At 69.8% G+C, this 21,138-nt stretch carries 16 protein-coding genes; 5 read left to right on the top strand and 11 right to left on the bottom strand.

From position 1 onward, the window contains the following. Positions 1 to 52: 52 nt before the first annotated feature. The 5 genes from J8I33_RS06095 to J8I33_RS06075 form a co-directional block, all read right to left on the bottom strand. Positions 53 to 736, bottom strand: coding sequence for an HAD family phosphatase (locus J8I33_RS06095; protein ID WP_209933885.1), 684 nt, complete (start codon positions 734 to 736; stop codon positions 53 to 55). A gap of 95 nt (positions 737 to 831) precedes the next feature. Next, a complete protein-coding gene (gene argH, locus J8I33_RS06090; RefSeq protein ID WP_050012042.1) occupies positions 832 to 2,241 on the bottom strand; it encodes an argininosuccinate lyase in 1,410 nt (469 codons plus the stop codon). Positions 2,242 to 2,330: 89 nt separating this feature from the next. Next, entirely contained in the window at positions 2,331 to 4,673 is a 2,343-nt protein-coding gene (locus tag J8I33_RS06085) for a fimbria/pilus outer membrane usher protein (RefSeq protein WP_209933878.1), read from the bottom strand. Positions 4,674 to 4,743: 70 nt separating this feature from the next. Continuing rightward, on the bottom strand, positions 4,744 to 5,454 hold the full coding sequence (locus tag J8I33_RS06080; RefSeq protein ID WP_050012040.1) for a molecular chaperone: 711 nt from the start codon (positions 5,452 to 5,454) through the stop codon (positions 4,744 to 4,746). Between the two features lie 6 nt (positions 5,455 to 5,460). Beyond that, complete coding sequence (locus J8I33_RS06075) at positions 5,461 to 5,997, bottom strand: spore coat U domain-containing protein (protein WP_050012039.1); 537 nt, start codon at positions 5,995 to 5,997, stop codon at positions 5,461 to 5,463. Between the two features lie 297 nt (positions 5,998 to 6,294). Here J8I33_RS06075 and J8I33_RS06070 point away from each other — a divergent pair, with 297 nt between their 5' ends. Further along, positions 6,295 to 7,290, top strand: a complete 996-nt coding sequence (locus J8I33_RS06070) for a spore coat protein U domain-containing protein (RefSeq protein ID WP_124554780.1) — start codon at positions 6,295 to 6,297, stop codon at positions 7,288 to 7,290. A 7-nt stretch (positions 7,291 to 7,297) separates the two neighbouring features. Here the strand turns inward: J8I33_RS06070 and J8I33_RS06065 are convergent, their stop codons facing one another. Next, positions 7,298 to 8,107 (bottom strand): helix-turn-helix transcriptional regulator, encoded by an 810-nt coding sequence (locus J8I33_RS06065; protein ID WP_050012036.1) that lies wholly within the window; start codon positions 8,105 to 8,107, stop codon positions 7,298 to 7,300. 224 nt (positions 8,108 to 8,331) lie between these two features. Between J8I33_RS06065 and J8I33_RS06060 the strand changes: the two genes are divergently transcribed. Further along, a complete protein-coding gene (locus J8I33_RS06060; protein ID WP_050012035.1) occupies positions 8,332 to 9,084 on the top strand; it encodes a class I SAM-dependent methyltransferase in 753 nt (250 codons plus the stop codon). A 133-nt stretch (positions 9,085 to 9,217) separates the two neighbouring features. On the opposite strand, the gene ppc is transcribed toward J8I33_RS06060, so the two are convergent. Continuing rightward, positions 9,218 to 12,247, bottom strand: a complete 3,030-nt coding sequence (gene ppc / locus J8I33_RS06055) for a phosphoenolpyruvate carboxylase (RefSeq protein WP_209933872.1) — start codon at positions 12,245 to 12,247, stop codon at positions 9,218 to 9,220. A 208-nt stretch (positions 12,248 to 12,455) separates the two neighbouring features. On the opposite strand from ppc, the gene hemC reads away from it, so the two are divergent. From hemC to J8I33_RS06040, 3 genes are read left to right on the top strand one after another with little or no spacing between them, the layout of a single operon-like run. Next, positions 12,456 to 13,460: a hydroxymethylbilane synthase gene (gene hemC / locus J8I33_RS06050; protein WP_050012033.1), complete on the top strand. Its 1,005-nt coding sequence runs from the start codon at positions 12,456 to 12,458 to the stop codon at positions 13,458 to 13,460. Further along, positions 13,460 to 15,430: a fused uroporphyrinogen-III synthase HemD/membrane protein HemX gene (gene hemDX / locus J8I33_RS06045; RefSeq protein ID WP_209926394.1), complete on the top strand. Its 1,971-nt coding sequence runs from the start codon at positions 13,460 to 13,462 to the stop codon at positions 15,428 to 15,430. The genes hemC and hemDX overlap by 1 nt, the downstream gene beginning before the upstream one ends. Positions 15,431 to 15,432: 2 nt before the next feature. Further along, positions 15,433 to 16,620 (top strand): heme biosynthesis protein HemY, encoded by a 1,188-nt coding sequence (locus J8I33_RS06040; RefSeq protein ID WP_209926395.1) that lies wholly within the window; start codon positions 15,433 to 15,435, stop codon positions 16,618 to 16,620. 87 nt (positions 16,621 to 16,707) lie between these two features. On the opposite strand, the gene J8I33_RS06035 is transcribed toward J8I33_RS06040, so the two are convergent. The 4 genes from J8I33_RS06035 to J8I33_RS06020 all read right to left on the bottom strand — a co-directional run bounded on the left by J8I33_RS06035 (position 16,708) and on the right by J8I33_RS06020 (position 20,897). Continuing rightward, complete coding sequence (locus tag J8I33_RS06035) at positions 16,708 to 17,073, bottom strand: DUF4180 domain-containing protein (RefSeq protein WP_209926397.1); 366 nt, start codon at positions 17,071 to 17,073, stop codon at positions 16,708 to 16,710. A gap of 40 nt (positions 17,074 to 17,113) precedes the next feature. Beyond that, positions 17,114 to 18,418, bottom strand: coding sequence for an MFS transporter (locus J8I33_RS06030; protein WP_124554788.1), 1,305 nt, complete (start codon positions 18,416 to 18,418; stop codon positions 17,114 to 17,116). A gap of 195 nt (positions 18,419 to 18,613) precedes the next feature. Continuing rightward, complete coding sequence (locus tag J8I33_RS06025; protein WP_006478125.1) at positions 18,614 to 19,372, bottom strand: SDR family oxidoreductase; 759 nt, start codon at positions 19,370 to 19,372, stop codon at positions 18,614 to 18,616. 85 nt (positions 19,373 to 19,457) lie between these two features. Next, positions 19,458 to 20,897 carry an aldehyde dehydrogenase family protein gene (locus tag J8I33_RS06020; protein WP_209926398.1) on the bottom strand — a complete coding sequence of 480 codons (1,440 nt, stop codon included), beginning with the start codon at positions 20,895 to 20,897 and terminating at the stop codon, positions 19,458 to 19,460. Between the last annotated feature and the right edge of the window lie 241 nt (positions 20,898 to 21,138).

Genomic DNA, 21,138 nt, shown 5'->3' with positions numbered 1-21,138 from the left:
TGATGAAACGGGCACCCTCGGGTGCCCGTTTTGCGTTGGAGCGGTGTATCGCCTACGCGGGCTGCGACATGCCCTGCAGCCCGAACCACGACGGCACGAGCGCGACCGCGTCGTCGAGCGACGCGAGCACGTGCAGGCTCAGCGCGACGATGTCGGGCGTCGGCGCTTTCAGGTCGGGCACGGTGACGACCGCGGCGCCGGCGCCGGCGGCCGACTGCGCGCCGAAGTCGCTGTCCTCGAACGCGACGCACGCGTGCGCCGGCACGCCGAGACGCTCGGCCGCGAGCCGGTAGACGGCCGGGTCGGGCTTGCCGCGCGCGACTTCGTCGCCGCCCGCGATCGCGCGGAAGAACGGCAGCACGCCGACCGCGTCGAGCCGCGCACGGATCACGTCGCGCGCGGACGACGACGCGACCGCGCACGGAATGCCGGCCTGCGCGAGCGTTTCGAGCAGCGCGAGCGCGCCCGACTTCAGCGGAAACTTCGGATGGGGTTCGGGCGCGGCGAGTTGCTCGCGCACGCGGATGCGCACCACGTCGAACGTGTCGGCGTCGCCGATGAGCCGCGCGAGGATCACCTGGCCTTCGGCGAACGAGCGGCCGACGATCTGCAGGTAATCGATCTCGGTCAGCACGACGCCGTGCGCGTTCGACACGTCGATCCACGTGTTCATGATGGTCCGCTCGGAATCGACGAGCAGGCCGTCCATGTCGAAGAGCGCGGCGGAGAAGGTCATCGTGGGCGTCCGTGAAGCGGGGAAGCGACGGGCGGCGCGACGGCCGCCCGAATGAAAAACGGACGCCGAAGGCGTCCGTCCGGGACGGCGGGCCGTTACTTGCCGATCGCGGCGCGGGCAGCCTTGACGGCCGCGCGCACCTGGTCGGGCGCGGTGCCGCCCGGATGGTTGCGGCTCGCGACCGACCCTTCGAGCGTCAGGTAGCCGAACACGTCGTCGCCGATCAGGTGCGCAACGTTCGGCAGCTCCTGCTTCATTTCGTCGAGCGTCAGGTCGGCGAGGTCGATCCCGCGGTCGTCGCAGATCTTCACCGCGTGCGCGACGGCTTCGTGCGCGTCGCGGAACGGCAGGCCGCGCTTGACCAGGTAGTCGGCGAGGTCGGTGGCGGTCGAGAAGCCCTGCAGCGCGGCCGCGCGCATCGCATCCGGCTTCACGGTGATGCCGGCGACCATTTCCGCGAAGATCCGCAGCGTGTCGGCGACGGTGTCGACCGTGTCGAACAGCGGTTCCTTGTCTTCCTGGTTGTCCTTGTTGTACGCGAGCGGCTGGCCCTTCATCAGCGTGAGCAGCGCCATCAGATGGCCGTTCACGCGGCCGGTCTTGCCGCGCGCGAGTTCGGGCACGTCCGGGTTCTTCTTCTGCGGCATGATCGAGCTGCCGGTGCAGAAGCGGTCGGCGATGTCGATGAAGCCGACGCGCGGGCTCATCCACAGCACGAGTTCTTCGGAGAAGCGCGACACGTGCGTCATCACGAGCGCGGACGCCGCCGTGAATTCGATCGCGAAGTCGCGATCGGACACCGCGTCGAGCGAGTTCGCGCAGATGCCGTCGAAGCCGAGCGTCTTCGCCACTGCATGACGGTCGATCGGGTAGCTGGTGCCCGCGAGCGCGGCCGCGCCGAGCGGCAGGCGGTTCACGCGGGTGCGGCAGTCGCGCATGCGTTCCGCGTCGCGCGAGAACATCTCGACGTACGCGAGCAGGTGGTGGCCGAACGTGACCGGCTGCGCGACCTGCAGGTGCGTGAAGCCCGGCATGATCGTGTCGGCGTTCTGTTCCGCGAGGTCGATCAGCGCGCCGCGCAGGTCGTTCAGCAGGCCGCCGATGCGGTCGATCTCGCCGCGCAGCCACAGGCGGATGTCGGTCGCGACCTGGTCGTTGCGCGAGCGGCCCGTGTGCAGGCGCTTGCCGGCATCGCCGATCAGCGCGGTCAGGCGCGCCTCGATGTTCAGGTGGACGTCTTCCAGGTCGAGCTGCCATTCGAATTCGCCACGCTCGATCTCGCCCTTGATCTGCGCCATCCCGCGTTCGATCGCGGCCAGGTCGTCGGCGCTGATGATCTTCTGCGCGGCGAGCATGTTCGCGTGCGCGAGCGAGCCGGCGATGTCGACGAGCGCGAGGCGCTTGTCGAAAAACACCGACGACGTGTAGCGCTTGACCAGCTCCGACATCGGTTCCGAGAAGCGGGCCGACCAGGCCTCGCCCTTTTTGTGCAGTTGGGACGTCATGGCGATTCTTCGAAGGGGAGTTGGGCGGCTGGGCGCCGCCGAGGGAATCCCGCGATTCTAACATTCGCGAAGCGGGCGGCCGGCGCGCGCTACCGAGGGCCGCAGGTCAGCGGGCCGATGCGCGGCAGCGTGCCGTCGTCCGGCCGCCGGTACGCGAATTCGACGGTGCAGTCGCGGCCGCCGCCGGAGATCTCCAGGTGGTTGGTCTCGACGAGGCCGTCGACGAAGGTCAGGCCGTCGTAGCCGACGATCGTGCGCTGGCCGCTTTCGACGTGGCGGACCGCGAGCCCCGGCGGAAGCGGCGTGCCGTCCGGCGCGTGCAGCGCAATCGACGCGGCGCTGTAGCGCGTGATGGCGAAGTGCGCGAGCACGCCGGAGCGGGCCTGCGGCACGACGTCGAGCGTCGTGTCGGCGATCCGCGCGTCGGCCGGCAGCGCGCTGCCGTCGATCGCGACGCGATTGTTCTGGTACGCATTCAGGTCGGGCACCAGCAGGTAGCCGGCCCGGTCCGTCGCGCCGATCGGCCGGTTCTGGTGCAGCACGGGCACGCGCCCCGTGTCGGTCGAGACGAGCGCGAAGCCGTCGTCGACGCGGCGCGCCGTCATCACCCGGCCGTCCATCAGCACGAACGCGCCCGTGATGTCGGCCGCCGCGTTGCCGCGCCCGTCGAACGATTGCGCGAGCAGCGTGAGCTGGCCGGCGCGGCCGAGATACTGCAGCTGGCCCTGCCCGTAGCGCGTGCCCGCGTTGGCGCCGGCCTGCACGTTCCAGCCGAAGCCGCCGCCATAGTCGGGCGGCCGCGATGCGTTGAGCGTGTAGGTCGATTCGCCGTTCTGCCGCCCGGCGTTCGCGGAGACGGACGTGTTGCCGCCGAGCCCGATGCTCAGGCTCACGAAGAAGCCGCGCGCGTCGCGTTGCCGGAAGTCCTGGAAGCCGCTGAACGTGATCGAGGTCAGGCCGCCGAGGTTGACGAGGTAAGCGAGCGAGCCGATCCGCGACGCGGCGACGCCCGGATACTTGAGGGCCAGATAGCTGAACGACAGCGTTTGCGCGCGCAGGAACGGGAACGACACCGTCACGCGATCGGTGGCGCGCGAGACCGGCACGCCTTCGCGGCTGCCCAGGTCGACGTAGTCGCCGAATGCGCGCAGCGTCTGTGCGTCGATCGAGAAGCGCGACGTCACGTACTGGTAGCCGATGCCGGCCTGCACGCCGGTCCTGCCCGGCGCGCTGAGCGCCAGGGACGCGTTCGCCACGCCCCGCTCGCCGAGGCGCGCGAGCACGCCGGCGCCGGCGTTGTAGACGCCGGCCGTCGCTTCCCCGTGCGCTTCGACGGTCAGCCGCTCGCTGATCCCGTAGCGCAGCGAGGCGCTCGCCGCCGGCGTGCGCGCGTAGTCGAACGAATCGGTGCCGTACGCGCGGCGCAGGAAACCGGCTTCGACCGAATAGCTGGCGAGGCCGGGCGCGAGCAGGCGCGTATCGACGTACAGCGGAATCGACGTCGCGATCGCGCGGCCGAGCGCGTCGCGCGTGACGACCGTCGCGTTGCCCGCGCCGGTGATGCCCGGCACGCTGTTGATCACGAACGGCCCGCTCGGCACGTTGCCGCTGAACTGGCGCACGTTGTTCACGTACAGGTCGACCGACGTCGGCACGACCGCGCTGCCGGACAGTGCAGGCACCGGAAACGTGACGAGGTCGGGGCGCAGGCCGAAATTGCTGCGCCACTGCACGCCGCCCAGGCGCAGCGAGCGCGTCCAGGACAGCGACGACGAAATCGTGTCGCCGACCTGGGTCGTCGTGAGCGTGCCGGGATGCGAGCGGGTCCAGGACGTGTCGTAGCGCACGTAGCGCCGGCGATCGTCGTACAGGTACGCGATGCCGGTGCTGCTGAGTACGCCGGCCGGATCGAAATAGCGCGCCTCGCTCCAGACCGCGAGCGGTGCGCGCGCGACGGTTTGCGCGTACGCATCGTAGTTCAGCACGAAGCCGCGGCCGGACGTGGCCGGCGGCGCGGCGGCGAGCGCGCGCGTATCGAACGTGTGCGGAATCCGCAGTGCATCGGGCACGCGCAGGTCGAGCGTCTGCCGGCCGGCGTCGTAGTCGTAGTGCAGCCCCGCGAGCGTATCGAGCGCGACGAGCGTGTTCGACGGCGCGTTCGCGGGGCCGCCGGTCGCGATGCCCAGGTCGTTCAGGTCGGTGGACGCCGCATACAGCCGCCCGTCGATCTGCCGGAACCGGGCAATCCGGTGCGTCGGTTCGCCATTGACCGACACGTCGAGATACAGCCCGTCGGCTTGCGCCGCGGCTTCGGACGCGGCGGCGGGCGGCACCGGCGCCGGCTGCGCGCATACGACGAGCGCGCGCAGCGCCAGTATCAGCACCAGCGCGAGCGGCGCGGCGGTGGGCCGGCCGGGCCCGGCGTGTCGCACGGGGCAGTCGGGCCGGAGGGTCTTGCTCGGCGTCGGCACGGGCACCGTCGTGCGATCCTGCTCGGGTGGCTCAGGGCGCCGTCAGCCGGGCTTCGACCGGCTGCGCGTTGACGGTCGCCTGGATCTTGACGAACGGCGTGCCGGCGTCGAGCTTGAGCGGCCAGCGTCGCGTACTGCCCGCGAGCGCATAACCGAGCAGCCCGCGCGTGACCTCGTGGACACCGCCTCGCGCATCGACCAGCCGGACCGCGGAAATCTGCGCCCGCCGTCCGCCGCGATTGTCGACCGTGAGCCGCATGCCGGTCCCGTCGGGTTCGACGCGCCAGTCGAGGCGCGGGGACGCTGGCGCGGCATCGGGCTCGACGAATACGGGCACGGAATAGCGCAGCCGGATCGTCACGCCGTTGTCGACCGGCGTGCCCGGTGCGGGCAGTTCGTCGATCAGCACGCGATAGCTCTCCTCGGCGGCCGGCGTGCCGCGGCTCGTGCGTACGAGCCGGATCAACTGCTCGGCGTTCGCGTCGATCTGCAGCAGCGGCGGCGACGCGGCGAGCGCGTCGGTCGGCGTCATCACGTCGGTGCCGTTTTCCTGCGTCCAGCGATAGGTGCGGACCTGGCCGTAGATCGGCCGTCCGCCCGGGTTGCTGAGCGTCATGCTCGCGGCGGCCGCCGATGGCGGCAGCTCGATCGTCACGGGCGTGATCTGCAGCGTGGCGGCATGCGAGACCGCCGCCGCCCATCCGACGTACAGCGCGGCCAACGCGCGCGGGAACAATCGCACGGCCCGTTAGAAATAGACGGTGGCGGTGACCGAGGCCTGGTAGGTGTCGGGCTTCGGCGTCGCCTGCGCGGGCACCTGGCCGTACACGTTCAGCACCTGCGCGGAACCGGTGCCGGTGCCGCCCACCGTGTCGGTGCCTTGCGTATTGCCCCAGATCGTCGAGTGGCCCGAGTCCTGATAGAGCTGGTAGCCGACCGTCGTGCCGGTATTGCCGGTCGTGGTGCCGCCCATCAGCCGGCTGGCGACGGTCGAGCCGCTCACCGTGCCGGCGTCGAGCCCGACGTTGTAGGGCGTCGAGTTCGTGCAGGTGACGGAGACCGTCGTCTGCTGGTTGAGCGTCGACGCGAGCACGCCGGTCGTGCCGAATGCAAGCGGGTTCGCGGCGATCGTGCAGTTCGCCTGAATCGTGAGCGTGACGTTGAATTGTGCGGTGGCCGTGCCGTTCGAATAGACTGCGGCAACGGTGACGGGCTGCAGCACCGGCGCGAACGCGAACGTGGCTGCGAGCATGACTGAAAAAACACGACGTCGGGAATCTATCATTATGATTGTCTCCTGCCGTTCAAGGGGTCGCCCGGCCGCGGAGTGCCTGCCGCGTGGTCTGTTGCCGGTCGCCGTTACCGCTCTGTCGTTGGAGGAAGACTACTCCACCGGTTCGGTCGCGCGCAATGGAGAAAACGCCGACCTGGCGGGCATTGTCCGGGGGGGGCGGACGGATTCCATCGGCCTATTGATATGGATCAAGTAACAGTGCGAACGATCGATGCGCGGACCGATACGATGACGGCGCGACCCGGTCCGCGAACCCGATCGGGCGGACGGTTTTTTTCGGGGAGATGCATGGCGGATGACGGCTTCGACGTGGCGCGCCGCTGGATGCGCGCGCTCGCGTACCTGCTGCTGGCCGCGCTGCTCGGCATGCCGTGGATGCCCGCGCGTGCGGATACGTGCACGGTGACGCCGCCGGCGCCGAGCTTCGGCTCGGTCAGCCCGATCACGCAACAGGCGTACACGACGACCGGCACGATGACCGTGAACTGCACGTGGGACGTGCTGAGCCTGAACACCGGCGTGCTCGTGTGCGTGAACCTCGGCGGCACGAGTCCGCGCTACCTGAGCAACGGGACGAACCAGATGCAGTACGACCTGTATCAGGATGCGGGCTATTCGCAGCCCTGGGGCGCCGTGAGCAGCGGCACGACGCCGATCTCGCTGACGTTGACGAAACCGGCGCTCGGCACGTCCGCGAGTGCGAACGTGACCATCTACGGCCGCATCGCGCCGAACCAGCCGACCGTGCCGACCGTGAACAACGACAGCACCGTCTATACGCAGAGTTTCAGCGGCAACCAGGCCGCATACAGCTACAGTTTTTCGCTGCTCGGCGTGCTGCCGACACCGTGCGTGTCGCAGTCGACGGCCGGCACGATGACGGTTACGACGACCGCCACCGTCGTCAACAACTGCATCATCAGCGCGACCGGCGTCGCGTTTCCGCCGGCAGGCGTGCTGGCGTCGGCGCTGACCGCGAGCGGCTCGATCAGCGCGCGCTGCACGAACGGCGACGCATTCCGGATCGCGTTGAACGGCGGCGGCAGCGGCAACGTCGCCGCACGCACGATGCAGCGCGCGGGCGGCGGGTCGGTCAGCTACCAGCTCTATCAGGACAGCGGCTTCACGCAGCCATGGGGCGACGGCACCGCCGGCACGTCGATGGCGACCGGCACCGGCAGCGGGTTCGCGCAGGCGATCACCGTGTACGGCCGCGTGCCCGCGCAAGCGACGCCGGCGCCCGGCAACTACAGCGACACGATTACCGCGACGATCAGCTTCTGAGCCGCGCTCAGTCGCGCACCAGCACGACGAGCTTCAGGTCCTCGCGGTGCGCGGGCTTCAGCGTGATCTGCTGATACACGACGCGGCCGTCGGCCGGATGGTCGAATTCGCGCAGCCCGCCTTCGCGCTCGAACACGTCCTGCGACGCCCAGTACTGCGCGAACGCGTCGCTGCCGGCCGTCAGCGCGTCGATCAGCGCGCGCGTCGGCGCATCGGTCAGGTGGCGGATCGCATCGGCGCGGAATTCGGCGGCGAGCCGCCGGGCGCGGGTTTCCCAGTCGACGATCAGCGTGCGGGCGGCCGGCGACATGAACGTGAAGCGCAGCAGGTTGCGGTCGTGTTCGCCGTCGAGCCAGCCGGAAAAGAGCGCGGCAGCCGGCGCATTCCACGCGAGCGCGTTCCATTGTCGGTCGAGCACGTAGGCGGGCGTCGCGATCGCCGCGACGGTCGCGGCGAGCGTCGGCGGCAGGTCGCCGCCCGCGACGTCGGGCTCGGCCGGGTCGCGCTGCGCGGCGAGCTCGAACAGATACGCGCGCTCGGCCTTCGACAGCTGCAACGCGACCGCGATCCGGGCCAGCGCGTCGGCCGAGGCCGACACGGGCCGACCCTGTTCGATCCACGTGTACCAGGTCGGGCTGACGCCGCACAGTTGCGCGACTTCCTCGCGCCGCAGCCCCGGCGTGCGTCGGCGCGGGCCGGGCGGCAGGCCGACGGCCTGCGGCGACAGCCGCTCGCGGTGGGCGCGGATGAATTCGCCGAGCGCGCGGGCAGGCGTGGCGTCGAGCGGCGGGACGGGGGCGGAGGAGAGTTGGCTCATGCGGAAACGGCAAAGTGGAAGCGAAAACGCGGCAACGATCGAACGATCAGACAGGTGGATCGAATACCAGAATAACTGCTTAACTTGTACTGGTACACACGCCGGCCTATTGTAGCGGCTCGCGCGCTGGCAGGGCAGCGGGCGTCCCCCACAATACGTTGCACGGGGCCGGATCGCGCGCCGAAGCGTCGGTCGGCCGACTGCATCCAGGACAGGAGCGAACGATGAAACACCACGACCAGGTCGCCGACGCATTCGGCACGACGGCCGCCGCCTATCTGACCAGCACGGTTCATGCGACGGGCGCCGACCTGCAGACGCTCGCCGACGCGGTGCGTGCGACGCCCGATGCGGCGGTGCTCGACCTCGGTTGCGGCGCCGGCCACGCGAGCTTCGCGGTCGCGCCGCACGTGCGCGACGTGGTCGCGTACGACCTCGCCGCGCCGATGCTCGCGACCGTCGACGCGGCCGCGCGCGAGCGCGGGCTCGCGAACATCCGCACGCAGCAGGGTCCGGCCGAGCGGCTGCCGTTCGACACCGCGACGTTCGATTGGGTCGTGAGCCGGATGAGCGCGCATCACTGGCACGACGTTCGCGCGGCGCTCGCCGAGGTGCGCCGCGTGCTGAAGCCGGGCGGCCGCGTGCTGATGATCGACATCGCGGGCAACGACCATCCGTTGCTCGATACGTACCTGCAGGCCGCGGAAGTGCTGCGTGACGCGTCGCACGTGCGCGACTACCGTGCGGACGAATGGCTCGCGATGTTCCGCACCGCCGGTTTCGACGCGCAGGTGCACAGCCGCTGGCGGCTGCCGATCGATTTCGACACGTGGGTCGCGCGCATCCGCACGCCGGCCGACAGCGTCGCAGGCATTCGCGCGCTGTGGGCGCATGCGCCGGACGAGGTGCGCGGCTATTACGCGGTGCGGCCCGACGGTTCGTTCGAGCACGATGCGTTGCTGATCGACGCGCACTGAGCGTGCGGCGCGCGCTGCGCCGTTGCGCCATTTCGTCGCCGCATGAAAAAAGCCGCGATACGCATCGACGCGTATCGCGGCTTTCGTTATCCCGGCCGGCGCCGAACACGTCCGGCGCCGCGCGGCCCGCGGATCAGCCGGTGTTGCGCAGGCCGGCCGCGATCCCATTGATCGTCAGGTGAATCCCGCGGCGCAGCCGCGCGTTCGTGTCGCCCGCGCGGTGACGCTTGATCAGCTCGACCTGCAGGTGGTTCAGCGGATCGAGATACGGGAAGCGGTTCTTGATCGAGCGCGCGAGCAGCGGGTTGGTCGCGAGGCGGCCTTCCTGCCCGGTGATTTCCGCGAGCGCCTGCGACGTGCGCTCCCATTCCGCGACGATCCGCCCGAACACGTGCTTGCGCAGCTTGCGGTCGGACACGAGCTGCGCATAGCGCGACGCGACCGCGAGATCGGTCTTCGCGAGCACCATGTCCATGTTCGACAGCAGGTTCGCGAAGAACGGCCAGGTCTTGTTCATCTTCTTCAGCAGCGTCACGCGTTTCGCACGTTCGGCGTCGTCCTGCGCGCCGTCGAGATACGCGCTCACCGCGCTGCCGAAGCCGTACCAGCCGGTCAGCAGCAGCCGGCACTGGCCCCACGAGAAGCCCCACGGAATCGCGCGCAGATCCTCGATCTTGCGCTGCTTCGGATCCTGCAGCTTGCGCGACGCCGGGCGGCTGCCGATGTTCAGCTCGGCGATCTCGGTGATCGGCGTCGACGAGAAGAAGTAGTCGGTGAAGCCCGGGGTTTCGTAGACGAGCGCGCGGTACGCGGCCATCGCCGAATCGGACAGCGTCTGCATCGCGGCCTCGAACGCGGGCAACTGTGCCGGCGCGTTCGACTGCGGCAGCAGCGACGCCTCGAGCGTCGCGGCGACGACCGTCTCGAGGTTGCGCCGGCCGATCGACGGGTTCGCGAACTTGCTCGCGATCACCTCGCCCTGTTCGGTCAGGCGGATCTGGCCGTTCACCGTGCCCGGCGGCTGCGACAGGATCGCCTGGTAGGTCGGGCCGCCTCCGCGGCCGACCGTGCCGCCTCGGCCATGGAACAGCCGCAGCGTGATCTTGCGTTCGCGGAACAGGTCGACGAGCGCGAGTTCCGCACGATACAGCTCCCAGTTCGACGTGAGGAAGCCGCCGTCCTTGTTGCTGTCCGAATAGCCGAGCATCACTTCCTGCTCGGTGCCCTGGTGCGCGATCAGCGCGTCGATGCCCGGCAGCGCGAAGTATTCGCGCATGATGCGCGACGCGTCGCGCAAGTCGGGAATCGTCTCGAACAGCGGAATCACCATCAGGCTGTTGCGCGCGTCGCTGCCCGGCACGCCGAGCGTGCCTTCGAGCAGGCCCGTCTCCTTCTGCAGCAGCAGTACCTCGACGAGGTCGCTGACGGTTTCCGTGTGCGAAATGATGTAGTTGCGTACCGCACGCGCACCGAATTGCGCGCGGACCTCGCGCGCCTTCTCGAACACGCCGAGCTCGCTCTGCGCGAGCGCCGAGTAGTCGAGGTACGGCGAGCGCAGCGGGCGCGGATCGGCGAGCGCGGCGAGCAGCACGCGCAGCTTGTCTTCCTCGGCGAGCGCCGCATAGTCGGCCTCGACGCCCGCGCGCGCGAACAGCTCGGCGACCACCGCCTCGTGGATGTCGGAACTCTGGCGCAGGTCGATGCTCGCCAGATGGAAGCCGAACACTTCGGCCGCGCGCACGAGCGGCGCGAGGCGCGGCGCGGCGAGCGACGCGCCGTGGTGCTCGTCGAGCGACGCGGTCAGCACCTTCAGATCGGCGACGAATGCTTCGGAATCCTCGTACGGAATCGCGCGCACCGGCGGCGCGCCGCGGCCCGCGCTGCGCACGGGCACCGTGCCTTCGCCGACACGCACGCGCGCGCTCGCGGCGAGCCGCGTGTAGATCCCGATCAGCGCGCGGCGATACGGTTCGTCGACGCGATGCGGCGACTGGTCGGGCGATGCTGCCGCGAGGGCCTTCACTGCGTCGTTCGCGCCGACCAGCAGGTTCGATACCGACAGCTCGGCGCCGAGCTTGTGCACCTGTTCCAGATAGTGCTCGAGGATCACCGCGGCCTGGCGGTTGATCGCCTCGTCGAGCGTCGCGGCCGTCACGTTCGGGTTGCCGTCGCGATCGCCGCCGATCCAGCTGCCCATCTGGAAGAACGCGGGCACGCGGGCCGACAGGCCGTGCTCGGCGAGCGCGGCCTCGATGTCGCCGTACAGCGCGGGCAGTTCGTCGAGGAACGTCGCGCGGTAGTACGACAGCGCGTTCTCGATCTCGTCGCCAACCGTCAGGCGCGAGTCGCGCAGCATGCGCGTCTGCCACAGCGCGGTCACGCGTGCGCGCAGCATCGCTTCGTTGTACTGGCGCTCGCGAGCGGTCAGCTCCTGGTCGCGCTCGGCGAGCAGGCGCGCGATGTCGTGCTGCGCGTCGAGGATGCTCTTGCGCTGCACTTCGGTCGGGTGCGCGGTCAGCACCGGCACGATCAGCGCATCGTCGAAGAAGCGCTGCAGCAGGCGCTTCGACGCGTTGCCGGTGGTTTTCAGCTGGTCGAGCGCATACGCGACCGTGCCAGGCTGCGGCGCGGAGCCGGCCAGCGCGTGGATGCGGCGGCGGCGGTTGTGGTGACGGTCTTCCGCGATGTTCGCGAGGTGCGAGAAATAGCTGAACGCGCGCACGACGCTCACCGTCTGCTCGGGCGTCAGCTTGCGCAGCTTCTTCTCGAGGGTCTGCGCGGCTTCGCTGTCGTCCTCGCGGCGGAACTTGACCGCGGTCTGGCGGATCGTCTCGACGACGTCGAACACCGTATCGCCTTCCTGTTCGCGCACGACGTCGCCGAGCAGGCGGCCGAGGAAGCGGATGTCCTCGAACAGCGGGCGGTCCTTGTCGTCGCGCGTGCGGGTGCCGGCCTTCGGCGCGACGGCCTGGCGGGCGGCGGGGCTGGAGGCTTTCGTCGCGCGTTTTGTCTGACGTATCGGGTCTTTCGGTTTCGTTGCCGTGGGTTTCGTTGCCGTTTTCGCACGGCCGTTCGCGGCGGTCGCGAGCGTGGCCGTCGGGGCGTCGGGGGAGGGCAAGGCAGCATTGCGGCGCGCCGTACGCGCCGATCCGGAAGACTTCACGATGGGTTTCCTTGGGAAAGCTCGAGTCAAAAGGAACTGCGGAAACTGCGGGAACTGCGGTCAAGCAACCAGCTACGTGCGACACATCCGCACAACGGCGCCGCGACCCGCGCGGAAGCAGGCCGGGCGCAGGCTTCGGGCCCGGGCGGGCCGGGGCGTGCGTGCTACCATTGTTCGATCTTCAATCCCGTCCTTCGATGTTCCAGCAATGAATTCCGAGACCCCCGCGGCCGGGCCGCAGCAGGCACAGCCGCCCGCGACGTTGACGATTGCTTCGCGCGAGAGCCGCCTGGCGATGTGGCAAGCCGAACATGTGCGTGATGCGCTGCGCAAATTATATCCAGCTTGTGACGTGAAAATCCTCGGGATGACGACGCGCGGCGATCAGATTCTCGATCGCACGCTGTCGAAGGTCGGCGGCAAGGGCCTGTTCGTGAAGGAACTGGAGGCCGCGCTGGCCGACGGCCGCGCCGATCTCGCCGTGCATTCGCTGAAGGACGTGCCGATGGCGCTGCCCGACGGCTTCTCGCTCGCCGCGATCATGGAACGCGAAGACCCGCGCGATGCGTTCGTGTCGAACGACTACGCGTCGCTCGACGCGCTGCCGGCCGGCGCGGTCGTCGGCACGTCGAGCCTGCGCCGCGAGGCGATGCTGCGTTCGCGCTATCCGCATCTCGAGGTCCTGCCGCTGCGCGGCAACCTCGACACGCGCCTCGCGAAGCTCGACCGCGGCGACTACGCGGCGATCATCCTCGCGGCCGCCGGCCTGAAGCGCCTCGGCCTCGAAACGCGGATCCGCGCGCTGCTCGATGTCGAGGCCAGCCCGCCTGCGGCCGGCCAGGGCGCGCTCGGCATCGAGATCGCCGCGCACCGCGACGACGTCGCCGCGTGGCTCGCGCCGCTGCACGACCCGCGGACCGCGCTCGCGGTCGAGGCCGAGCGGATGGTGTCGCGCGCGCTCGGCGGCAGCTGCGAGGTGCCGCTCGCCGCGCACGCGGTGTGGCGCGCGGGCGAGCTGTACCTGACGGGCCGCGTGTCGACCACCGACGGCAAGCGCGTGCTGACGGCCGACGCGTGCGGCGCGGTCGTGACCGTCGCCGATGCGCTCGCACTCGGCCGCGCGGTGTCCGACGAACTCGAGGCGCAAGGCGCGCTCGACATCGTCCAGGCGCTGCTCGCGAGCTCGCAGGCCGCGGGCAAAGGCGACGCCTGATGGCGGGCGGCGCGCGCGCGTTCACCGCTGTCCTGACGCGTCCGGACGGCCAGTCCGACGCGCTTGCGTCGCAACTGGCCGACGCCGGCTGCGACGTGCTCGAATTCCCGCTGATCGATATCGCGCCGGTCGACGATCCGGCGCCGCTCGACGCCGCGTTCGCGGCGCTGGCCGACTACGCGCTGGTGATCTTCGTGTCGCCGAACGCGATCGACCGCGCGCTCGCGCGCTACGGCGCGATCTGGCCGAACGCGCTGCCGGTCGGCGTGGTCGGGCCCGGCAGCGTCGCGGCGCTCGAGCGCCACGGCATCGCGACGCCCGCGCATCGCGTGATCGCGCCGCAGGCGCCGGCCGACGGCGGCGTGCCCCATTACGATTCGGAAAGCCTGTTCGCGAGCATCGACGCCGCGTTCGGCGGCGCGCAGGCGCTGGCGGGCGAGCGCGTGCTGATCGTGCGCGGCGACGGCGGGCGCGAATGGCTCGCCGAGCGTCTGCGCGAGGCCGGTGCGGACGTCACGCTCGTCGCCGCGTACCGGCGCGTCGTGCCCGAGCCGCGCGTCGGCGCGTGGGAGCGCGTGCACGCGCTGCTCGACGGCCGGCCGCACGCGTGGCTCGTCACGAGCTCGGAAGGCGTGCGCAACCTGCACGCGCTCGCGCGGGCCCACCTGAACGATGCCGAGATCGACGCGCTGAAGCATGCGCCGCTCGTCACGCCGCACCCGCGGATCGAGCAGACCGCGCGCGCATTGGGTTTTGATAGGATTACGCTGACCGGCGCGGGCGATGAGCGCATCGTCCGCGCGTTTCGAACGATGGCCGACGAGGCCGTCCAACCGGCGACAGCCGCACCGGTGACTAAACGCATGACAGATACCAACGATTCCAAAAGCGTCGCTTCCCAGCCGGCCGCTGCCTCCGCGCCGCCGTCCAGCCCTCCTTATCGCGCGCCCGAACCGCGTGCGCGCCGCGGCGGCAGCGCGGTGCTGTGGTTCGTCGTCGTCGTGCTCGGCTGCGCGGCGGGTGTCGGCGGCTACGCGCTGAACCGCAAGATCGACCGGCTCGACGGCACGTTCGTCGCGCGCCAGAAGGCGCTCGACGCGCAAGCGGCCGAAACGCGGACGAAGACCGAGCAGGCGCTCGCCGGCACGCACCAGGTCGACACGCAGCTCGCGCAGCTCGACGGCAAGCTCGCCGATGCGCAGAGCGCGCAGCAGGCGCTGCAGCAGCAATACCAGGACCTGTCGCGCAACCGCGATGCGTGGATGCTCGAGGAAGTCGACCAGATGCTGTCCAGCGCGAGCCAGCAGCTTCAACTGACCGGCAACACGCAGCTCGCGCTGATCGCGCTGCAGAACGCCGACGCGCGTCTCGCGACGTCGCAGAGCGCGCAGGCCGTCACGGTGCGCAAGGCGCTCGCGCAGGACATCGAGAAGCTGAAGGCCGCGCCGGCAGCCGATCTCACCGGCCTCGCGATCAAGCTCGACGACGCGATCGCCAAGATCGACGCGCTGCCGCTGTCCGGCGAGGCGATCGTGCCGCACGCGGCGCCGAAGGCCGCGCCGGCCGACGCCGCGTCGTCGGTCGCCGCCGGCGAGCCGCGCTGGAAGGTGTGGTGGCACGCGTTCTCGGCCGGCCTCGGCCAGCAATTGAAAGGCCTCGTGCAGGTGCGCCGGATCGACAACGCGGACGCGATGCTCGCGTCGCCCGACCAGGGCTACTTCGTGCGCGAGAACGTGAAGCTGCGCCTGCTCACCGCACGGCTGTCGCTGCTGGCGCGCAACGACAGCGCGATGAAGGCCGACCTGCACGCCGCGCAGGCGTCGCTCGGCAAGTATTTCGATCAGGCGTCGAAGGACACGCAGACCGTCGAGGATCTGCTCAGGCAGGTTGACGGCGCATCGCTGACGGTCGCGGTGCCGAACCTGAACACGAGCCTGAACGCCGTTCAGCAGTTCAAGAGCCGGGGGTAACGATGACGCTTCGAGGAATCGTCTGGCTCGCGGTCCTGTTCGCGATCGCCGCGGCGCTCGCCACCGTCGGCCGTTTCGACGCGGGGCAGGTGCTGCTCGTCTATCCGCCGTACCGGATCGACGTGTCGCTGAACCTGTTCGTGATCGCCATCGTCGTGCTGTTCATCGTCGTGTACGCGCTGCTGCGCATCGTGCGCAACATCTGGCGTATGCCGCAGCGGGTCGCCGCGTATCGCGCGCGTTCGCGCAACGAGAAGGCGCAGGCGTCGCTGCGCGATGCGATCGCGAACCTGTACGCGGGCCGCTTCTCGCGTGCGGAGAAGGCCGCGCGTGAAGCGTTGTCGGTCGATGCGAACCTGGGCGCCGCGAGTCTCGTCGGCGCCACGGCCGCGCACCGGATGCACGAGTACACGCGCCGCGACGACTGGCTGTCGAAGGTCGACGCGCCCGAATGGCAGGATGCACGGCTGCTCGCCGCGGCCGACATGCGCGCGGACGCCCGCGACGCGGACGGCGCGCTTGCCGCGCTGGCCGACATGCAGGCCGGCGGCAAGCGCATCCATGCGCAGCAGATCGCGCTGCGTGCGCAGCAGCAACTGAAGAACTGGGCCGAGGTGCTGAAGCTCGCGAAGGCGCTCGAAAAGCGCGAGGCGCTGCATCCGGCCGCGGCCGTGCGGCTGCGCCAGCAGGCGGCGGAAAACCTGCTGCGCGAACGCCGGCACGACCCCGAAGCGCTGCTCGAAGTGTGGCAGTCGCTGTCGCCGGTCGAGCGCCAGTCGCCGCGCCTGGCCGATCTCGCGGCCGAGCTGCTCGTGCCGCTCGAGCGCCGCAACGAAGCGCGCCGTATCGTCGAGGACGCGCTCGCGCACAACTGGGATGCGCGCCTGCTGCGCCGTTACCCGGACACGGCCGGCGCCGATGCGCTGCCGCTGATCCAGAAGGCCGAAGGCTGGAAGAAGGATCATCCGGAAGATGCCGACCTGCTGTTCGCACTCGGCCGCCTCTGCCAGCAGCAGCAGCTGTGGGGCAAGGCGCAGTCGTTCCTCGAATCGGCGCTGAAGCTGGCCGACAACGAGGCGCTGAAGGTGCGCGCGCATCGCGCGCTCGCCCGCCTGTTCGAGCAGCTCGGCGAAACCGACAAGGCCGCGAAGCACTACCGCGAAAGCGCGCTGGCGATCACCGTGGCCTGACGCCGCGCTGCGTAAAAATGCCCCGAACGCCGATCGGCCTTCGGGGCTTTTTTTCGTCCGTCGCGAGGCAGCGGGGCGCGTGGCGCGTTATGCGCCGAGCCTGCGCAGCAGGTCGTTCTCGCTCGGGACGAACCAGACCGATTTTCCGCGATTGGACTCGCGAACGAGCGCGCGCAGCGCTTCGCTGCGCGCGAGCCAGCGGTCGATATCGCCGATCACGCCGAGCCGGACGCCGTAGTTGGTCAGCTTTTGCAGCACGGCGCCGGCCAGCCCGCTGTCGAGCCGGTAGAAGTCGTCGTGCAGCGCGTCGGTGGCGACCGCGATCCAGTCGGCTTCATGCTCGTGCGCGAGCGCGATGAGGTCGAGCGCATCGCTTTCCCGCTGCACGAGGCCGGCGGAAGGATCCCGGACCAGCACACGGCTGCCGGCGGCCTGGACGATTCGATGTGGCATGCGGGTTGGCTCCGTCGACATGATCGTTACGCGCCGCGCATCACTTGTCGACGAGCCGCTTCGGCACCGACAGCGCCAGCAGCCCGCCGAGCACGAGGAACCCGGCCAGCATGTACATGCCCGCATCGTTGCTGCCCGTTACCTGCTTGAGCCAGCCCATCAGGTACGGGCTCAGGAAGCCCGCGAGGTTGCCGATCGAGTTGATCATCGCGATGCCGGCCGCGGCGGCCGTGCCGCCGAGGAAGGCGGTCGGCAGGCTCCAGAACAGCGGCAGCGTCGTCAGGATGCCGATCGTCGCGAGCGTGAGGCCGAGCATCGCGAGCGCGGTCTGGTGGGCCCAGATCACCGACAGCACGAGGCCGAGCGCGCCGATCGCGGCCGGAATCGCGAGGTGCCAGCGGCGTTCGCGGCGCTTGTCCGCGCTGCGCGCGATCAGGATCATCGCGACCACCGCGGCCGCATACGGAATCGCCGACAGCAGGCCGATCATGACCGTGTCGGTCACGCCCGTCGCCTTGATGATCGTCGGCAGCCAGAAGCCGACGCCGTAGAGCCCCATCACGAACGAGAAATAGATCAGCGCCATCAGCCAGACGCGCGGGCTCGACATCACGGCGCCGAGCGGCGGGTCTTCCTTGGTGGCTTCCTCGGCGTCGACGTTGCGGGCGAGCAGCGCCTTTTCTTCGTCGGTGAGCCACGTCGCCTTCGCGATCCGCTCGTCGAGCGCGAAGAACACGAGCACGCCGGCGAGCACCGACGGAATGCCTTCGAGCAGGAACAGCCATTGCCAGCCGTGCCAGCCGCTTACACCGTCGAACGCCTTCAGGATGAAGCCCGAGATCGGCCCGCCGATCACGCCGGACAGCGCGACGGCCGTCATGAAGAACGTCGTCATCCGGCCGCGCCGGTGCGCGGGATACCAGTAGGTGAGGTAGAGGATCACGCCGGGGAAGAAGCCTGCTTCCGCGACGCCGAGCAGGAAGCGCATCACGTAGAACATCGCGGGCGTCGTGACGAACATCGTCAGGATCGAGATCACGCCCCACGTCGCCATGATGCGGGCGATCCACACGCGGGCGCCCACCTTGTGCAGGATGATGTTGCTCGGCACCTCGAACAGGAAATAGCCGAAGAAGAAGATCCCCGCGCCGAGCCCGTACACGGTATCGCTCAGGTTCAGGTCGCTCGCCATCTGCAGCTTCGCGAACCCGACGTTCACGCGGTCCAGATACGCGACCACGTAGCACAGCAGCAGCAGCGGCAGGAGCCGCCACGACACCTTGCGATAGGTTGCTTCCTCGAATGCGCCGGACGAGCCCGGCAGCGATTGCGTCGATGTTGCCATGTTGTCTCCTGTCGATCCAAGTTGGCGCTTTAGCGCTTACTTGGATCCCATGCTTTGCGGTCGATCCAAGTTGGCGCTTTGGCGGTTACGTGGATCCCATGTACCGCTGTCGTTGTAGTTGGCCGGCGCAGACGCCGCGGCGTCCGATCCGGTTTCGTGCGAAGCAAGACGGGGCGATCGAGCGTCCCGGTACGACTAGATGCAGCGTCCGCCGTCGACTTCGAGGCACACGCCGGTGATGAATTCGGCTTCGTCGGACGCAAGATACAGCGCGGCGTTCGCGATGTCCTGCGGCGTCGAGAAGCGGCCGAGCGGGATCGTCGCGAGGAAGCGGCGGCGATTGTCCGGTGTGTCCTCGCAGCCCATGAACTCGGTCATCAACGCGGTTTCGCCGAGCACCGGGTTGATGCAGTTCACGCGGATGCGATCGGCGCCGAGCTCGGCCGCGAGCGACTTGCTCGCGGTGATCATCGCGCCCTTCGTGCTGTTGTACCAGACGAGGCCCGGGCGCGGCCGCACGCCGGCCGTCGACGCGACGTTCACGAACACGCCGCCGCCCTGTGCGCGGAAGTACGGCACGAACGTCTGCACGCACCAGAACAGGCTCTTCATGTTGACCGCGTACACGCGGTCGAATTCGGCTTCCGTCACGTCGAGCACGGGCTTGTTGCGGTGCGTGGTGCCCGCGTTGTTCACGACGATCTGCACCGCATGGAAATCGTCGAGCGCGGCCTGCAGCAGCGCGCGCCAGTCGTCCTCTTTCGACACGTCGCCGGCCACCGCGATCGCCTTGCCGCCCGCGAGCGCGATTTCGCTCGCGACGCGCTCGGCCGCCGCGCCGTTCAGGTCGTTGACGACGACGTTCGCGCCTTCGCGCGCATACGTCTTCGCGATGCCTTCGCCGAACCCCGAGCCGCCGCCCGTGACGATGGCCGTCTTGCCGCTCAACCGCATGGTGTGTCTCCTGTGCTGGTAATGAGAGTCGTCGTGTGCCGACGGGCGGCCGGCTGCTGCCGGCTGCCTGTGGCGTGCCGTGCACTCAGCCGTGCCGGATCGCGATCGTCTTCAGCGCGGTGAAACCGTACAGGGCCTCGAAGCCTTTCTCGCGGCCGTGGCCCGAATGGCCGACGCCGCCGAACGGCAGTTCGACGCCGCCGCCCGCGCCATAGTTGTTGATGAACACCTGGCCGGCGCGCAGGCGCCGCGCGAGCCGCATCTGGCGGGCGCCGTCGCGTGTCCAGATGCCCGCGACGAGGCCGTACGGCGTGCCGTTCGCGAGTGCGACGGCTTCGTCCTCGTCGACGAAACGCATCGCCGCGAGCACGGGGCCGAACACTTCCTCCTGCGCGAGCCGGTGCGACGGCGGCACGTCGCGCAACAGCGCGGGCGCCTGATAGAAGCCGCTTTCGGGCGCGTCGGCGACGACCTGCCCGTGGCCGGCCATCGGAATGCCGTCGTGCTGCGCGTCGGACAGGAAATCCCACACGCGCTGCTGCTGCTTCGCGTTGATCAGCGGGCCGCAGTCGAGATCGGCGCGGCTCGGGCCGACGCGCAGTCCGTTGAATGCGGTGGCGAGGCGCTCGACGAGCGGCTCGTACACCGCGCGCTCGATCAGCACGCGGCTGCCGGCCGAGCACGTCTGCCCGCCGTTCTGCACGATCGCGGACACGAGCACGGGCAGCGCCGCGTCGAGATCGGCATCGGCGAACACGATTTGCGGCGACTTGCCGCCGAGTTCGAGCGTGACCGGCACGTGGTTCTCGGCCGCCATCTGCGTGACCAGCTTGCCGGTGGCCGGCGAACCCGTAAACGAGATGTGATCGATGCCCGGATGGCGGGCGAGCGCGGCGCCCGCTTCATGGCCGTAGCCGGTGACGACGTTGAGCGCGCCGGCCGGCAGCCCGGCCTCGGCGGCCAGCTCGGCGACGCGCAGCACGGACAGGCACGCGTCCTCGGCCGGCTTGACCACGCATGCGTTGCCGGCCGCGAGCGCCGCGCCGACGCTGCGCCCGAAGATCTGCATCGGGTAGTTCCACGGCACGATATGGCCCGTGACGCCGTGCGGCTCGCGCACCGTCAGCACCGTATAGCCGGCCTGGTAGGGGAGGGTTTCGCCGTGCAGCTTGTCGGCGGCGCCCGCGTAGAACTCGAAGTAGCGCACGAGCGCGGCGGCATCGGCGCGCGCCTGTTTCAGCGGCTTGCCGGTGTCGCGCGCCTCGATCGCGGCGAGTTCCTCGATCGAATCGGCCACGCGAGCCGACAGCCGCATCAGCGCGCGGCCGCGTTCGGCGGCGCTCGCGGCGCCCCACGGGCCCGCGAACGCGTCGCGGGCGGCGGCGACCGCGCGCTCGATGTCGGGCGCGGTGCCGCGTGCGATCGTCGCGAACGGCTGGCCGTCGGACGGATCGACGACCGCGATGGTTTCGAGTTGCGCGGGCAACGTCCATTCGCCCGAGATGAAGTGCTTCGCCTCTTCCATGCGTCCTCCTGTCGACCCAAGTTAGCGCTTTAGCGCTTACTTGGGTCCCATGCATAGCGGTCGATTCAAGCAAGCGCTTCAGCGCTTGCCCGGCCCCCACGCACCGCGGTCGACCCGGGTCGGCGCCTTGGCACCGCCTCGGGCCCATGCATTGTGATCGACGTGCCACGCCGCCGCCGGTTCGGCGGTCGACATCCGGAACGATTATCGCGCCGATCGTCATCCGGACGCCACCGGTCGA

The organism is Burkholderia sp. AcTa6-5 (assembly GCF_017815075.1).
GTDB lineage: Bacteria > Pseudomonadota > Gammaproteobacteria > Burkholderiales > Burkholderiaceae > Burkholderia > Burkholderia sola.
This window is presented reverse-complemented; position numbering and strand designations above follow the sequence as displayed.

What these genes read in the sequence shown, in the direction of transcription:
- J8I33_RS06065 (WP_050012036.1), bottom strand. Translation starts at nt 8,107, where the DNA reads ATGAGCCAACTCTCCTCCGCCCCCGTCCCGCCGCTCGACGCCACGCCT.
- J8I33_RS06020 (WP_209926398.1), bottom strand. Translation starts at nt 20,897, where the DNA reads ATGGAAGAGGCGAAGCACTTCATCTCGGGCGAATGGACGTTGCCCGCG.
- J8I33_RS06070 (WP_124554780.1), top strand. Translation starts at nt 6,295, where the DNA reads ATGGCGGATGACGGCTTCGACGTGGCGCGCCGCTGGATGCGCGCGCTC.
- J8I33_RS06095 (WP_209933885.1), bottom strand. Translation starts at nt 736, where the DNA reads ATGACCTTCTCCGCCGCGCTCTTCGACATGGACGGCCTGCTCGTCGAT.
- J8I33_RS06060 (WP_050012035.1), top strand. Translation starts at nt 8,332, where the DNA reads ATGAAACACCACGACCAGGTCGCCGACGCATTCGGCACGACGGCCGCC.
- hemC (WP_050012033.1), top strand. Translation starts at nt 12,456, where the DNA reads ATGAATTCCGAGACCCCCGCGGCCGGGCCGCAGCAGGCACAGCCGCCC.
- J8I33_RS06075 (WP_050012039.1), bottom strand. Translation starts at nt 5,997, where the DNA reads ATGATAGATTCCCGACGTCGTGTTTTTTCAGTCATGCTCGCAGCCACG.
- argH (WP_050012042.1), bottom strand. Translation starts at nt 2,241, where the DNA reads ATGACGTCCCAACTGCACAAAAAGGGCGAGGCCTGGTCGGCCCGCTTC.
- hemDX (WP_209926394.1), top strand. Translation starts at nt 13,460, where the DNA reads ATGGCGGGCGGCGCGCGCGCGTTCACCGCTGTCCTGACGCGTCCGGAC.
- J8I33_RS06025 (WP_006478125.1), bottom strand. Translation starts at nt 19,372, where the DNA reads ATGCGGTTGAGCGGCAAGACGGCCATCGTCACGGGCGGCGGCTCGGGG.
- J8I33_RS06035 (WP_209926397.1), bottom strand. Translation starts at nt 17,073, where the DNA reads ATGCCACATCGAATCGTCCAGGCCGCCGGCAGCCGTGTGCTGGTCCGG.
- J8I33_RS06030 (WP_124554788.1), bottom strand. Translation starts at nt 18,418, where the DNA reads ATGGCAACATCGACGCAATCGCTGCCGGGCTCGTCCGGCGCATTCGAG.
- J8I33_RS06040 (WP_209926395.1), top strand. Translation starts at nt 15,433, where the DNA reads ATGACGCTTCGAGGAATCGTCTGGCTCGCGGTCCTGTTCGCGATCGCC.